We start from the raw sequence: 14,278 nt of genomic DNA, 5'->3' as shown, positions 1-14,278 counted from the left end.
GACGTCAGCTGCAGGCCCTTGCAGGCACACGATCAACTGCCGTGAGCTAAGTGTACTACGGCTCTACTCTTCGCGCAAAACCTCCAACGGCTTTTGTCCCAATACGCGGAAGCTTGCCGCCCAGCCTGCGATCACAGCAAGCGCAGCCGTCGCCATCCAGAAACCCAGACTCATCCAGGGCTGGAACGAATACTCGAAATGCAGCGCACGATGCAGCAGTAAACGTGCCAACGCATTCGCAAACACCAGCCCCACAAAGCCCGCGACCAGCCCCAGCACCGCAAACTCCACCGAGAAGATTGCGGCGATCCGCCGCCGCGTTCCGCCCAGAGTTTTCAACACCACAACCTCTCGCGTACGACGATAGCGCGTGCCTGCAATCGCGCTGGCGAGGATGATCAGGCCCGCAAGAATCGAGAATCCGGCAAGGAACTGAATCACGTACGTGATCTGCAGAATCACCTGCCGCACCATCTCCACCGTCGCCGCCACATCGATCACCGTCACGGTCGGGTAGTGCTCGTACAGCACCCGTCGCAGCAGCGCCGTCTGGTCGGGCTTTGAGTGCACGCCGCCGTACCAGATCACGGGTAGGCCATCGAGCGAAGCCTTCGGCATCACAAACGCGGCGCGACCGTATGCATGACGGCCATCGCTTTCAAACAGAGCAGCCACCGTCGCCGTCATATCTTCATCCTGTGCCGCGAAGGTGATCGACTGGCCAACATGCAGGTGCATTCTGTGCGCCTGCAAAAGCTCAATTGCTACCAGCGGCTTGTCCATCGCCTGTGCCGCGTCACCGGCTGACCACCACTTCCCTTCAACAATCTTGTCCCCCGGCGGCGGAGAGTTCTCGTCTGGAGCCCACGTCAGATTCAGCGACTGCATCGCGCGCTTCGGCATGTGCTCGAAGTGCAAATCCTTCGCCGCAACGCCATCTACCGCGAGCAACCGCGACCCCACCACCGGCAGCAGTTCCGGCTCACCCTGCACGGTCGGCTGGGTCTTCAACAACGCTCGCAGACCGTCCACTTCCTTCGGGCTGATGTCGATCAGGAAGAGGTTCGGCAGGTTTTCCGCCGTGGACACCTGCATCTCCTGCACGATCGCGTGCTGCACGATGTATACCGTCGACATCACCATGATGCCCAGCCCCAGCGCAGCCAGCAGCGCCGCACTGGGATTGCCCGGCCGATACAGATTCGCCAGTCCATGTCGAATACTCGAAGGCAGCGACATCTTCGTTCCGCGCAGGAAGACGCGCACCAGCCATAGCGTCGCCGCACTCATCGCCAGCAGAACGACCAGCACGACAGCAAGCCCCCCGGCGAAGATCCATCCAATCTTCCTGGAGTCCGAGACGGTTGCTGCCAGCAGTGCTAGCCCCGCAAGCAGCAGCACAGAGGCCAGCACCTGCGCCCCAGAGCCCATCAGCTTTGCGCGCATCCGCTGCACAAACGGATCATCTCCCGCCTCCACATTGCGACGCAGGATCAGAATCGGCCGCACGCCACGGATGTCCAACAGTGGCGGCAACGTGAAGAGCAACGTCGTCAACAAACCTGCCGCGACGCCAAGCGCCATCGACCGTCCATCCAATGCAAAGTGTGGCGTCAGGTGCAGCAACTTCGCAAGAAACAGTGGCAACGCAGCCTGCACCCCAAGACCAAGCAACGCGCCGATCAACGCGCCCGCAAGCCCCAGCAGCAGCGTCTGCAGCACATAAATCTTCATCACCTGGCCGCTCTGCGCGCCCATCGACTTCATGATCGCGATGGACTCCATCCGCTGCTGAAGGTGCGCGCGCATCGTCATCGCGACGCCGACCGCGCCGAGCACCATCGACACCAAACTCATCAGCGAAAGCAGGCCCGTCGCTCCATCAAGCGCCTTCGTCACCGCGGGACTGGCCTCGCGGTAATCCTGCACCTGAGCTTCCGGCAGAGCTTGTTCCGCCTCCGCCTTCAACGTCGCCACAGCCGCATCGCTGGCCGCCTGACCACCCGACGCGTGGGCCATCTTGAAGAGGTATCGCCTGGTCGCATGCGAGCCCGGAGCCAGCAGCTCCGTCATCTCCAGCGCATGTTGCGAGAGCAGCACACGCGGCCCCGCAGCAAACATTCCGCTCAACCGGTCCGGCTCTTCCAGCACGACCGCCGCGATGCGCAAGGTACGATCGCCCAACCGCACAGAATCGCCCACATGCAGATGAAGACGTAGAAGAAGATCGTCAGCCACAGCGACAGAATCATCCGTCAACGCCTGCCGCAAAGGCATAGCGGGCGCAAACGTAACGCTGCCATAGAACGGATACTTCGCCGGGTCCACGGCCTTGAGCGATACCAGCAGCGGATCGAACGACGAGGGGTTCGACGCCATCGACAACAATTCGGTAACTTCAGTCTCGTCCGCACTGTGGTTCTTCAGCTTCGTCAGCCCGGCAGCCTCTTCCGCCGTCAAAGGCTGCGTCGCGCGGGCAGACAAGTCTGCCGCCATAATCGAGCGGGCCTGCAACAGAAGCTCCTTACGAAAGCTCGCAGAGAAACCACGCACGCCCGTGAGCGCGGCAACACCGATCGCCACACTCAGCACCACGAACGCAAACTTGCCACGCGACGAACGCATCTCGCGCGTAGCGATCCGACATGCCGTGCTCCAACGCAGCGCCGCCATCGCCTAGGCCACCTCGTTGCGTTCGTCAGCCACAACCACACCGTCGCGCAACACGATGCGTCGAGAAGCTTGCGCCGCCAATGCCGGATCGTGCGTCACCAGCACCAGCGTCGTGCCTTCGGCTCGGTTCAACTCCAACAGCAACTGGAGTACGTGCTCCCCGTTCGCAGAATCAAGATTGCCCGTCGGCTCATCCGCCAGCACGATCGGCGGCCGCAGCATGAACGCTCGAGCCAGCGCCACGCGCTGCTGCTCTCCGCCAGAGAGTTGAATTGGATAGTGATCCACGCGTGAGCCAAGCCCCACCGAGCCAAGCAACACGCGAGCGCGCTCCAACCCGGCCTTGCGCGAGCCGGAGTCTTCGTTCAGTTCAAACGGCAGCAACACGTTTTCAAGCGCCGTCAGCGTGGGAATAAGTTGATAGCTCTGAAAAACGAAGCCCAGCGTGCGCCCGCGCAACTGCGCCAGCTCATCTTCCGGCATCGACGAAATCACCTTGCCGTTCAGCGCCACCGTACCCGAGGTCGGATTATCCAATCCAGCCAGCAGCCCCAGCAGCGTGGACTTACCCGAGCCAGACGCGCCCATGATCGCGACAAACTCGCCGCGTTCCACCGTGAACTCGATGCCCTTCAGAATCTCCAGCGCCGACGCGCCGCTCCGCAAACTCTTGCGCAGACCACGCACTGCAATCATCGCTTCGCCCACCGTCCAGCCTCCTCGCGCCACACACCTCAATCAGTAAGACGCAACCGACGCCTCGATATTGCATCCGACATACTGTGAAGATGAAGCGTGCGCTCCCCGTTATCTTATCGGCACTCGTTCTACTCGTCGGCTGCAAGACTGACAACGACAAAGCCGACTCCGGCGTCGGTGCCTCCGCGACCAGCGTCGCGCACGATACCGCACACTCCGCAGCCGCCGATACGCGTCCGCTGCTGATCTGCTTTGGAGACTCCATCACCGCGGGCTACGGCATCGAAAGCGGGCTCACCTACCCGCAGCAGCTCCAGCAAAAGCTCGACCATGACGGCTTCTCCTACCGCGTCGCCAACGCTGGCGTCAGCGGCAACACGACCAAGGACGGCGTTGACCGCGTCGCCCGCATCATCGCGCGTCACCCCCAAGTAGTGGTCGTAGAGTTTGGCGGCAACGACGCCCTGCGCGGCCTTCCGCTCGAGCAGACGCAGACCAACTTGGCCTCCATCGTCGGCCAATTGCAGGCTGCCCACATCGATGTCGCCATCGCAGGCATCACCATCCCGCCCGACTACGGCAAGCAATACGTCTCGCGCTTCGACGCCATCTTTCCAGCCGTGGCAAAGCGGTACAACGTACCGCTGCTTCCCTTCGTCCTGCAAGGCGTCTACGGCGTACCGGGCTCTATCCAGCAGGACGGGATCCACCCAACGGCGCAAGGCGCCGTGCAGGTCGCCGCGAACGTTGAAGCCCTCATCAAACCGCTGCTGAAGCGTTAGCCCATCACCACGTTCGGCTGCATCAACGTGCCCGCCACGCGCCGTGCAATGCACAGCAGATCGCGCGGGCTGGTGAATACCTTCACCAGCGGGGCCGTTGAAAACTCTGCCAGGTTCGTCTGCATTCCGTTGCGCAGACGAGTCGCCGTGCTGTCATCCACCGTCACGCTCGGCATCTCCGGCAACAGCGTGCGAGGATGCGGTAACCGGGCGGCAATCTCCTCCGGAGTCAGCGCCTTCAACTCCTCGATGGTGATCGAGTGAGATAGGTCAAAGGCTCCTGCACGCGTTCTGCGCAGCGACGAAAGATGCGCTCCGCAGCCAGCCATCTGCCCCAGCTCATGCGCGACTGAACGCACATAGCCACCGGCCGAAACCATCATCTCGAAGCTCGCGGTCTCGCCTTCCATACCAGTCAGTGCAAAACGATGGATGGTGATCCGCGCCGGCTTCACGGCAACTTCTTTGCCTTGCCGGGCAAGCTTATGGGCAGGCACACCGTTGATCTTCTTGGCAGAAAACACCGGCGGCATCTGGTCCATCTCGCCCGCGAAGTGCTTGGATAACTCCCGCAACTCTTCGTAGGAACGCTCCAACGTCTGCGGTTCCCCCGCTGCGACGCCATCGGCGTCAAAGCTGTCGGTTGCCCATCCAAAACGGATGTGGCCCGTGTAGCTCTTCTCGGCCTGCCCAAAGAACTGCGCCAGGCGCGTGTACTTGCCCAGCAGCAATGGCAGAACGCCTGTCGCCATGGGATCCAGCGTTCCCAGATGTCCCACAGACCGCTCGCCTGTAGCCCGTCGCACAATCGAAACCACATCATGCGACGTCATGCCCGCAGGCTTATCCAACACAATCAAACCATTCATCAGCGAGGCGGCCTTACCAGCGAAAGAAACTCATTTCGCGTTTGCAACTGGGTTTTGAAGACGCCGAGCATCGAGCTCGTCACCGTCGAAGAGTGCTGCTTCTCAACACCGCGCATCATCATGCACAGGTGCGAAGCTTCCATCACCACGCCAACACCCTGCGGGTTGATCGCTTCCTGCACGGCCTCCGCAACCTGCTGCGTCAGGCGCTCCTGCACCTGCAGCCTGCGTGCAAACACGTCCACAATGCGCGGCAGCTTGCTCAGCCCCAATACCTTGCCATTCGGCACGTAAGCAATGTGCGCTTTGCCGAAGAACGGCAGCAGATGATGCTCACACAGCGAGTAAAACTCGATGTCCTTCACGATCACCATCTCGTCGTAGTCCACATCAAACAGTGCGCCGTGCAGCACTTCTTCCACCGTCTGGTTGTAGCCGCGCGTCAGAAACGCCATCGACTTTTCCATACGTTCCGGCGTACGCAGCAAGCCGTCGCGCGCGGGGTCTTCCCCCACGCGGGCCAACAGCTCGGCGTAAATCTGTTGCATTGAAGCATCACCCAGCGCGACCTGCGCACTCTCGGCAGCAATCTGCGCCGGAACTTCACCAGGACGCTCTGTCGTAGGCTTCTCTACTGGTTCTTTCGTGCTCATCGTTCTTTGTCCTTACTCGCCTTCGCCAAAGTAGTCGAAAGCGTTATTCCCTGTCTCTTCCACGCGAATCCGCTTGAGCTTCGCATGAGGGTATTCCTTAAAAATTCGCCAGATTTCGATGGCCAGGTTCTCCGTCGTCGACACCTGGTCGCGAAAGATCTCCAGCATATTCAGATTCTGATGATCGAAATGGTCCAGAAGCTCCACTCTTGCGAAAGCATCCAGATCACCGAGGTTCGTGACCATACCCGTCGCCGGGTCGATCGGCCCGGAAAACGTCGCCTGCACGATGTAGTTATGCCCGTGACCAAACGGGTTGTTGCACTTGCCAAAAACCTCGCGATTGGCCTCCGCAGACAGTGCATCCACGTGCAAACGGTGCGCAGCCACAAACGTCCATCGCCGCGAAAGATGGGCTCGGGGGGCAGCCATTACAAGCCCTCCCCGTAGAAGTCAGCGAAGAGCTCGGGCATCTCATACACGCGCACACGATGCAGCTTTGCGTTCGGAATCTTCCCCTCAAGCCGCCGCCAGATCGCGACAGCGATGTTTTCTGTCGTCGGCACAGCCGTCGCAAACTCGGGAACCTCGTAGTTCAGGTGGCGATGGTCATATACGCTCACCACCTCCTGCTCAAGAATCTCCTTCAGCAGCTTCAGATCGACGACAAAGCCGCTGACCGGGTTCACCTCGCCCGCAACCGTCACCTCGAGCGTGTAGTTGTGCCCGTGTCCCTGGCGATTGGAGCACTTGCCAAAGACGCGCAGGTTCTCGGCCTCGCTCCAGGCATCGTTCCAGTAGAAGTGCGCGGCGGAAAAATCGGCTTTTCGTGTGAGCAGAATCATCGTTCAGACCAGCCTCTCACTGTATCGGATGCACGCCCGGAACGCGAGATGCCACTTCCATCAGGCGCGATACTCCCGGCCCTTCCAGCTCACGCGATGAAACAGGTTATGGTCCGCCCAGCTTCTCAACAGCAACACGACATAAAGCGGCAATCCGAGCGGCGAAATCGCGACATCGGCCCAGCTGAAGTTCGACCGCGCCACGCGCCCGTAGTAACGGAACAGAGTTCGCCCCCACACCAGCAGAATCGCCAGTTGCTGCCAGCGGACGAGGTTCGGAAACAGCACCAGCGACAACGGCAACAGCAGCAGAACGATGTCCAGCATTCGCCAGAAGACCAGCGCAAGCGCCTGCGGAAACAGCACGGCGAGGTTCTTCGTCCAGCCTTCGACCATGTCGCCGAAGCCTTCGTACATGCGCGTTGACACCGCATCCGAGGCGTAACGAAAGCGCAATGCGCGCTTCGAGGCCTTCACATTCCAGGCCAGCTCCACGTCCTCCAACACCTTGTTGCCCACCGCGCGATGACCGCCCACGGCAAAGTACGCAGCACGCTCCATCATCAGAAACTGCCCGTTGGCCGCAGCCGCACGCTTCTCGGGGTCGTTCACGTCCTTCATCTTGTACGTGCTCGCAAGCTCGGAGAAGATGAGCGGCATCAACACGCGCTGCGCCATACCCGTTACGATCTGCTTCGGCGAGTATGACAGCAACTCCGCATGGTGCTTCTTCGCCTCATACAGTGCGTGGAGCACGCTGCGCGGCTCGTGAATCGTGTCCGCATCCGTAAACAGCAGGTAGCGTCCCTGCGCCTTCGTCGCCCCAAACCAGCACGCCCCAGACTTGCCCGTAAACACCTTCGGATCAAGCGGTGGCGCTTCCAACACAACCACAGCCTCTCGACCCGTGGCCGCTTCGCGCATCGCCTCCCGCGTGCGGTCGGTCGAAGCGTCGTCGACGAGCAGAATCTCCCAGTCGCGTCCCAGCTTGAACTGTTCGTCGTCCTGCGCGAGCAGCGATAACAGCAGCGCTGGCAGCCTGCGCTCTTCATTGCGCGCAGGAATAATCACCGAAACATCCAGCGTCGGCTCAGGGCCTTCGGGCAGTTTCGCGGACTCCACGCGCACCGGCACGTCGTCCTCATCAATTGGCAAACCCAGCAACGGACTGAACTTCTCGCTCACGCTCCGTATTATAGGAAGTGTGAAGCGTTTTTCCTCTGCACTCGCCGCTGTTGCCCTCCTCGCCGCCTCCGCAGGATGCGATCGCGACGTCCATCCCGAGCAGCTTGGCCAGCCCGCGCCCATGTTCGCGATCAAAGACGCGCACAACTCCGTGGACCTCAACAAGCTGCGCGGCCAGGTGATTTTGCTGAACTTCTGGGCCTCCTGGTGCGCTCCCTGCCTGGAAGAGCTGCCCACCCTCGAAGCCCTGCACCACAACATTCCCTCGCTGCAGATCGTCGGCATCTCCATCGACTCCGACTCCTCGGCCTACGAAGAGTTCCTCTCCGCGCAGCACGTCGACTTCCTCACCGTCATCGACCCCGAGCAGCGTACGAACGCTCTTTACAGCACCTTCCGCCCCCCCGAAAGCTACATCATCGACAAGCACGGCCTGATCCGCCGCAAGTTCATCGGCCCACAAACCTGGACCAGCCCCGAGATCGTCCGCTACATCGAGAAGCTGCAGCAGGGCTCGTGACGGTTATCACACAGGGCAGCCACGCCGCGCTGCTAAAATAGACCTATGACGCAGCTCGACGTCCTCTATCGCTACGAAGCCGCCCCCTCTGAGGCGGCGATGATGGCCATCTCGCGCATCCGCGAGGTCTACGGTATCCGCAAGCTCGAATTCAAGCCTGCCGACAAGACCGTGCGTGTCGAATACGATGCCACGCGCCTTACCGAAGCCATCGTGCACGGTTTGCTCCGTCGCTCAGGCCTCGACATCCAGGAGCGTGTCTCCCTTATCCCGCCGCAACCCGAGCCCACGCCCGAAGCGGCCCCCGCCGCTTAACCGGACCAAAGGCTCATCATGCAGAAGCGCAAGCAAAGCTCTCCCGTAAAGTTCATCATCGCCGGCTTGATCGTCGTCGCCACCATCTCGTGGCTTGCGGTCTCGGGCGCAAAAGACTCCAAGAGCTACTACGTGACCATCGCGGAGCTGCAGAAGATGGGTACGAAGGCGTACACCAGGAATCTGCGCGTCGCCGGAAACGTCAAGCCGGGAACGATTGAACGCATGGGTACGAACGTGACGTTCACGCTGGTCGAACTGAACAAGACCGTACGCGTGAACTACATGGGTGCAGAGCCGCCACCGGACAGCTTCAAGGACGACGCGCAGGCCCTCGCCATCGGCACCTACGGCCGCGACGGCGTCTTCCACGCCACCCAGCTTCAGGCCAAGTGCGCCAGCAAATACGCTCCAGCCAAGCCCGGACAGGCCCCCACGGGCAACACTGCCCCGATGGCTTCGAGCGCGGCAGCAGCCAAGCTCTAAAACCCACTACGAGTAAGAAAAGCGGCATGGCTTATAAGCCATGCCGCTTTTTCAGTCTGCTTTTGTTACCTGCGTCCACCATCAGGTTTGTCATTCTGAGCGGGGTGAGCAAACTTTCAAAAACTCTTGATTTTATTTGACCTAAGACAGCCAAATTCGACTGTGCAGGAATTGTGCAGACGATTTGTGCCGCCTCTTCAAGTTGATAGTGCAGAATGACAGTTTTTACTATCGCACGGGCGGGCTTCGGATCAGCCCGATTCCCCTCCTGAGTCTCTGTGGAGTCAAGGGGCAGGTCCCGGAGGAGGAACTTGAGTCCGGGCGCGCAGTCGGCGAGCGGAGGCCGAAGTCGGGCGGATGAGGGGTTCGGGGAGAAACCGGTAAGGGTTCTCCCCGCGCGATTTTCAGCGCATAGAAAAGAGGCGGCAAGTTCGCCGCCTCTTGGTTGAGTTGTTTCCGTGAAGCTGCTTCGTCTATGCCGCTACCGCTTCGAGTTCATGGCGGATGCAGTCCTCCGCTATAGGCTGCTCCAGTGCGGCGAGGATGATGCTGGCCGTCTGCTGGATGACTTCCAAGCTCTCGGCCAACAATGAAGCGTTGCCGTGGTAAAGCTGGATGTAGGAAGCGCTGGCCTCTTCGTTGACCAGCCCAACGGCTTTGCCGACAACAAAGGCCACAGCCTCGGCCTCTGTTTCTCGTACCGTTTTGGTGGTGGCGGTACGGCGTTCTGCTCGATGTAACATCTCGTGCGCCGTTTCATGGACAAGCGTGGCGAAGGTTTCCGCCTTCGATTGACCGTTGAGGATGGCGATGCGTCCGCCATAACTTGCGCCTAACGCGCCGTGCAGGTCGTCGCTGTACGCTAGCTGGATGCCACGGCCATGCAGAAACGCGGCCAGACGTTCCAAGTTCCGACCGGGGTTGCCAGTAACGTGCTGCAAGGCTGGAAGGTCGACGCCGTCGGTCTGCGAGATATCGAAGACATAAGCGTTACGGAATCCCAATAGAACCCGTTCATTCTGCTTGGTGATGTCCCTCTGTGCTTCCTCGTCTTTCTTGCGGCGGACGCCGACGATAGGGGCAAGGATGTGGATGCCTTTTTGTCCGGCTTTCACGGAGCGACCTAAGTTCTTCCATGTCCAGAACCCGGCTACTCTGGTGGCCGAAGGCATTTGCCTCGCGATTTCGAGGACGTTGCCAAAAGAATACGTCCGAAAACGGCTCATGGCGGTGAGGTAGTTGGTGAGGGCTTCGGAGCGTCCTGCCTTCAACTGCGCAATCAGTAGTTTGATGTTGGCGGCGATGAGTTCCTGCTTGGTGGAAGGCTTCTTGCTGTTGATGGCGACGTTATTGGTGTTGTCGATGGTGTTCATGGTGTTTGCTCCTTTGGGTTTGGGTTTGGCTTTTGCACGTCCGCGTTGACACGCGGCATGTACATGCCGAACGCCTCCTGGCGAAGGCGGGGGTAGCAAACGGAAAGGTCTTCGAGCGGAGCTTTTTGGGGGGACCGCGCGTAGCGTGGGGGAGCCAAAACCGGAACGGCGAATGGCCTTGGAGAGCGAGAGGGGAGACCCCTTAGCAAAGGCTTGTCAACCGCATTCGTGCGCATTAGCGCACAGGATTTATAAGGAGGGCGTTGCGGGAGGAAGCCTCCCGCAGAGATTCTCTCTGGCTTTGCAAGCCTTTTTTCTCTTCAGGGGTGTCCAGAGGGGAACTTCTCTTTTTACCCAGGCTGAGGGAGAACTGTCTTCAAGGTGCTGTACTGAGGGTGACGAGCAGAGGGATATCTATTGCTAATAGCAATTCTGTACTCTGAAGAGAGCGACGGTCATGGAGCCATCGATTGCTTGGCGCTGCTGCTTCTAAATTGCCCGCCACACAAGCGATGCAAGATTAAAATGTGTTAACGCACTCGCCGGCGCAAGTCTTTGGAGCACACTGAGATGAATTGATAAGCGTCTATACGTAATCTTCGTCGTTACGACTCGCCACCAGCTACAAGGCTGTTGATTCTAGTGATGAGGTCTTCCTTGCGATAGGGCTTCGCAATAAAGCGATCTGCTACAACGGCTTTGCCGGTAGCGCGCAAGGCCGCTTCAGAAAATCCAGACGCAAATAGTATCTTGATATCTGGCTTCAGCTTGAGCGCTTCCTGTGCAAGCTCAATTCCGTTCTCACCACGAGTGAGAATAATGTCGGTGAAAAGAACATCGAAGGTCGTGCTGCGAAGCAGATCCAAGGCTTCATCTGCACCAGTTGCCAATGTCGTTTCATATCCCGCGTCTTTAAGCACCCGGTAAGCTGTCTTCGCCAGGGACATATTGTCTTCGACGATAAGAATGCTTGCGCCCTTGGATTTGGCCGCCTTCAGAACCTCTCTTCGGGAAGACGCGGCCGCCAGTTTCGCGTTCGCGCGAGGAAGATAAAGGCGTACTGTCGTGCCATAGCCGATTTCACTGTATATCCGCACATGGCCTCCGGTCTGTTTCACGAAACCAAAGACCATACTGAGACCCAACCCGGTGCCCTCACCGACAGGCTTGGTCGTAAAGAAGGGATCGAATGCCCGCTCCACCGTCTCAGGCGCCATGCCTCCACCACTATCCGTTACGGAGATCATCACATAGTCTCCCGCTGTGAGTTCGGAGAACTGTTGTACGTAGGCTTCATCCAAGGATGCGTTTCCCGTTTGTATGACCAACTTGCCGCCACCGGGCATTGCATCTCTGGCATTGGTCGCCAGATTGACCAATGCTGTTTGCAACTGCACAGGATCCGCGACTGCCCGCCAAAGTTCGGGCGCTATCTCAAGAACAATCTCGACCTGCTCTCCTAGTGACCTTGAGAGCAGATTGATCATGGTTCGAACTAGTTCATTCACTTCAATCGTCTGTGGATCGAGATTTTGCTTCCGCGAAAAAGCGAGAATCTGTTTGATGAGATCAGCACCATGAAGACTGGCATCAAGCGCGATATCGCTCAACTCAAGATCTTCCGATTGTGCGGGAAGATTTTCTCGCAAGAGTTCCAGATTACATATGATGATACCGAGCAAATTATTGAAATCGTGGGCAATGCCGCCAGTTAGCTGGCCGATGGCTTCCATCTTCTGCGACTGGTGCAACTGCTGCTCAATCGCTCGTCTTTCTGTAATGTCATCTACCAGAAAGACAAAACCGGAGTTGCCTCCGTTAGTGTCATGAAACTGGGCGGAGCTAAGACTGATGTCGATGCTTTTGCCGTCTTTTGTGCGTTGCCGGACCTGGAAGTTCTTAAGCTCCCTGCCACGGCTTACCTCCGCGAAGATCTCGTCTGTATGAGAATCCTTTTTCGCCTCCATGGCCTTATTGATGTCCCAGATACTTGCCCCTATAGCTTCATTAGCTGAATATCCATAGATTCTTTCAGCGGCACGGTTCCAACGATCGATTATGCCGTCCTGGGTGGCTGTAATCATTCCCAGCGGAGAGGCCTCGAAGATCGCACGCAAAGCTTCGTTCCTATTGGCGAGTATTTGCGCTACGCGCACGCTCTCTTCTGCGACTTCCTTTTGTCTCTGACTCTCTCTACGAGCCTCTTCCAGATGCTTGCGATCGGTGATATCACGAATTGCCGCCAATGCCATGACGGCATCCGTTGCCCGGTAAGGGCTGAGACTTATCTCCACGGGGAATTCCGATTCATCGGCCCGGCGGGCCGCAAGCTCCATGCCCGTCCCCATGGCTCTAACGGACGGGGCGCGAAAGTAGCTATCGAGGTGCCGTCCATGCGTTGCGCGATAACGCTCTGGCAGCAGACATGCGACTGACACGCCGGTAAGTTCATCTGGCGTGTATCCGAAGAGGCTGTAGGTGTGCGCGTTTGCAAGCGCAATAATGCCTTCTGAATCAACCAGAATCATCGAATCGGGTACGACGGAGAAGAACTTCGCTATGGTTTCCAAACTTGGCATATCCGGTTCCTGAGAAGATGTAGGAAAGAAATCCATCTCCGAATTCATTTCATGCACTGCGGCCAGAGTCGTACTGCTGAAGCCAGGGCAACACATCCCGTGGAAGCATCGGTCGACTGATGAAATAACCCTGCGCAATGTCACAACCCCATTCGCGCAGTTGCTGCATTGTCTCCCTGTTCTCCACGCCTTCGGCCACCACTCTCTTCTTCATCTTGTGGGCAAGATCGATCATAGCCTGCACCAGAACGCTGCTTTGGGGATTGGAAACGCAATCCAGAACAAATGATTTATCGATCTTCACCTCCGAAAACGGAAGCTGGTGCAGTTTCACAAGCGAAGAATACCCCGTACCAAAATCATCGATCGATAACTGTATCCCAAGCCTATGCAAACGTTCCAGACAAGCACTGACGTGACAGGCCTCGGCCATTGCCGCGGTCTCCGTAACTTCAATGGTGATACGTTGGCAAGCGATGTCTTTACTGGCACATTGAGCCTGCACAATATCTGGCATCACCATGGAACCACAGTTGACCGCAGATACATTGATTGCAACATTAAAAGCATCTGCGCCCTCCCAGAGGCACATATCGGCCAATGCCATCTTCACGATCTGGGTCGTGAAGTCATTGACGATCTCGTCAACCTCCATCATGGGAATGAACGTATCGGGGGGGATAGAACCTCGCTGAGGATGGTTCCACCGAGCCAATGCCTCAAAACCGACAACGGCTCCACTTCTCAACTCAACCTGCGGCTGATACATCAGTAGGATTTCCTGATTAGTTAGCGCCTTGGAGATATCCAGGATCGAGAGCAGGCCGGCAGCATCATAAATTTCGCTGAAGACAGCACGAAGCGTCTCCAAACGAAGTGGCTTCGGCAAGCTCCCTGTCATGTTCAGACCAAGTGTGCGACCGCTTGCCTCCGCTTGCTGCAGCATCTCTGGCCCTTTGCCACTTACGATTAGAATCTGAGCCTGACATTCATGCTTCGCAAGCCACTCCATGAGTTGGATACCATCCATCTCGGGCATGGCAAGATCGAGCACAATGACGGTAGGCTTCCAGGACATGATCCTGGAGCGGCAGTCATCCACGTCGGTCGTAATAATGACGTCGTAACCACACCCGCGCGCAATACGACCAATGGTCGCAGAGTTCGCGGGCTCATCGTCAATAACCAGAAGCCGGTTTGAGGTCATTTGTACTCCCCGAAACTCTGCATAAAACGGGTTTCCAGCTATTCGCGTTGATCCTGGAACTAACTACCTGACAACCAGATAGAACAAAAGGC

At 58.2% G+C, this 14,278-nt stretch carries 14 protein-coding genes; 4 read left to right on the top strand and 10 right to left on the bottom strand.

Annotated features, from left to right (window positions below; genetic code table 11):
* Nucleotides 1-63: 63 nt before the first annotated feature.
* Together PW792_05870 and PW792_05865 are read right to left on the bottom strand one after the other, a co-directional pair.
* Nucleotides 64-2,673, bottom strand: a complete 2,610-nt coding sequence (locus tag PW792_05870; protein MDE1161460.1) for an FtsX-like permease family protein — start codon at nt 2,671-2,673, stop codon at nt 64-66.
* A gap of 3 nt (nt 2,674-2,676) precedes the next feature.
* A complete protein-coding gene (locus PW792_05865; protein MDE1161459.1) occupies nt 2,677-3,369 on the bottom strand; it encodes an ABC transporter ATP-binding protein in 693 nt (230 codons plus the stop codon).
* 92 nt (nt 3,370-3,461) lie between these two features.
* Between PW792_05865 and PW792_05860 the strand changes: the two genes are divergently transcribed.
* Nucleotides 3,462-4,154, top strand: a complete 693-nt coding sequence (locus PW792_05860) for an arylesterase (protein MDE1161458.1) — start codon at nt 3,462-3,464, stop codon at nt 4,152-4,154.
* Here the strand turns inward: PW792_05860 and truB are convergent.
* From truB to PW792_05835, 5 genes are all read right to left on the bottom strand, one after another.
* Nucleotides 4,151-5,023, bottom strand: a complete 873-nt coding sequence (gene truB, locus PW792_05855) for a tRNA pseudouridine(55) synthase TruB (GenBank protein MDE1161457.1) — start codon at nt 5,021-5,023, stop codon at nt 4,151-4,153. The genes PW792_05860 and truB overlap by 4 nt on opposite strands.
* On the bottom strand, nt 5,023-5,571 hold the full coding sequence (gene folE, locus PW792_05850) for a GTP cyclohydrolase I FolE (protein ID MDE1161456.1): 549 nt from the start codon (nt 5,569-5,571) through the stop codon (nt 5,023-5,025). Before folE ends, truB begins: the two co-directional genes overlap by 1 nt.
* Before the next feature lie 117 nt (nt 5,572-5,688).
* Nucleotides 5,689-6,108: a 6-carboxytetrahydropterin synthase gene (locus PW792_05845; protein ID MDE1161455.1), complete on the bottom strand. Its 420-nt coding sequence runs from the start codon at nt 6,106-6,108 to the stop codon at nt 5,689-5,691.
* The gene (locus tag PW792_05840) at nt 6,108-6,521 is read right to left on the bottom strand and encodes a 6-carboxytetrahydropterin synthase (protein ID MDE1161454.1); all 414 of its coding nucleotides are present in this window, start codon (nt 6,519-6,521) and stop codon (nt 6,108-6,110) included. The genes PW792_05845 and PW792_05840 overlap by 1 nt, the downstream gene beginning before the upstream one ends.
* 60 nt (nt 6,522-6,581) lie before the next feature.
* A complete protein-coding gene (locus PW792_05835; GenBank protein MDE1161453.1) occupies nt 6,582-7,706 on the bottom strand; it encodes a glycosyltransferase family 2 protein in 1,125 nt (374 codons plus the stop codon).
* Nucleotides 7,707-7,725: 19 nt separating this feature from the next.
* Here PW792_05835 and PW792_05830 point away from each other — a divergent pair, with 19 nt between their 5' ends.
* Genes PW792_05830 through PW792_05820 form a run of 3 tightly spaced genes read left to right on the top strand, consistent with a single transcriptional unit; the run spans nt 7,726 to nt 9,027 of the window.
* Nucleotides 7,726-8,226 (top strand): TlpA disulfide reductase family protein, encoded by a 501-nt coding sequence (locus tag PW792_05830; protein MDE1161452.1) that lies wholly within the window; start codon nt 7,726-7,728, stop codon nt 8,224-8,226.
* A 45-nt stretch (nt 8,227-8,271) separates the two neighbouring features.
* Nucleotides 8,272-8,541, top strand: coding sequence for a hypothetical protein (locus tag PW792_05825; GenBank protein MDE1161451.1), 270 nt, complete (start codon nt 8,272-8,274; stop codon nt 8,539-8,541).
* Nucleotides 8,542-8,559: 18 nt separating this feature from the next.
* Entirely contained in the window at nt 8,560-9,027 is a 468-nt protein-coding gene (locus tag PW792_05820; GenBank protein MDE1161450.1) for a cytochrome c maturation protein CcmE, read from the top strand.
* Between the two features lie 473 nt (nt 9,028-9,500).
* Here PW792_05820 and PW792_05815 read toward each other — a convergent pair whose 3' ends face one another.
* The 3 genes from PW792_05815 to PW792_05805 all read right to left on the bottom strand — a co-directional run bounded on the left by PW792_05815 (nt 9,501) and on the right by PW792_05805 (nt 14,186).
* On the bottom strand, nt 9,501-10,400 hold the full coding sequence (locus tag PW792_05815) for an ArdC family protein (GenBank protein ID MDE1161449.1): 900 nt from the start codon (nt 10,398-10,400) through the stop codon (nt 9,501-9,503).
* Nucleotides 10,401-11,005: 605 nt separating this feature from the next.
* On the bottom strand, nt 11,006-13,015 hold the full coding sequence (locus PW792_05810; protein MDE1161448.1) for a PAS domain S-box protein: 2,010 nt from the start codon (nt 13,013-13,015) through the stop codon (nt 11,006-11,008).
* 13 nt (nt 13,016-13,028) lie between these two features.
* On the bottom strand, nt 13,029-14,186 hold the full coding sequence (locus tag PW792_05805) for an EAL domain-containing response regulator (protein ID MDE1161447.1): 1,158 nt from the start codon (nt 14,184-14,186) through the stop codon (nt 13,029-13,031).
* Nucleotides 14,187-14,278: the final 92 nt, after the last annotated feature.

Source organism: Acidobacteriaceae bacterium, from assembly GCA_028283655.1.
Classification (GTDB): domain Bacteria; phylum Acidobacteriota; class Terriglobia; order Terriglobales; family Acidobacteriaceae; genus Granulicella.
The sequence above is the reverse complement of the archived record's forward strand: the minus strand, read 5'-3'. Positions and strand labels throughout refer to the sequence as shown.

What these genes read in the sequence shown, in the direction of transcription:
- PW792_05820 (MDE1161450.1), top strand. Translation starts at nt 8,560, where the DNA reads ATGCAGAAGCGCAAGCAAAGCTCTCCCGTAAAGTTCATCATCGCCGGC.
- PW792_05805 (MDE1161447.1), bottom strand. Translation starts at nt 14,186, where the DNA reads ATGACCTCAAACCGGCTTCTGGTTATTGACGATGAGCCCGCGAACTCT.
- PW792_05860 (MDE1161458.1), top strand. Translation starts at nt 3,462, where the DNA reads ATGAAGCGTGCGCTCCCCGTTATCTTATCGGCACTCGTTCTACTCGTC.
- truB (MDE1161457.1), bottom strand. Translation starts at nt 5,023, where the DNA reads ATGAATGGTTTGATTGTGTTGGATAAGCCTGCGGGCATGACGTCGCAT.
- PW792_05815 (MDE1161449.1), bottom strand. Translation starts at nt 10,400, where the DNA reads ATGAACACCATCGACAACACCAATAACGTCGCCATCAACAGCAAGAAG.
- PW792_05865 (MDE1161459.1), bottom strand. Translation starts at nt 3,369, where the DNA reads ATGATTGCAGTGCGTGGTCTGCGCAAGAGTTTGCGGAGCGGCGCGTCG.
- PW792_05870 (MDE1161460.1), bottom strand. Translation starts at nt 2,673, where the DNA reads ATGGCGGCGCTGCGTTGGAGCACGGCATGTCGGATCGCTACGCGCGAG.
- PW792_05810 (MDE1161448.1), bottom strand. Translation starts at nt 13,015, where the DNA reads ATGGATTTCTTTCCTACATCTTCTCAGGAACCGGATATGCCAAGTTTG.
- PW792_05845 (MDE1161455.1), bottom strand. Translation starts at nt 6,108, where the DNA reads ATGGCTGCCCCCCGAGCCCATCTTTCGCGGCGATGGACGTTTGTGGCT.
- folE (MDE1161456.1), bottom strand. Translation starts at nt 5,571, where the DNA reads ATGCAACAGATTTACGCCGAGCTGTTGGCCCGCGTGGGGGAAGACCCC.
- PW792_05825 (MDE1161451.1), top strand. Translation starts at nt 8,272, where the DNA reads ATGACGCAGCTCGACGTCCTCTATCGCTACGAAGCCGCCCCCTCTGAG.
- PW792_05840 (MDE1161454.1), bottom strand. Translation starts at nt 6,521, where the DNA reads ATGATTCTGCTCACACGAAAAGCCGATTTTTCCGCCGCGCACTTCTAC.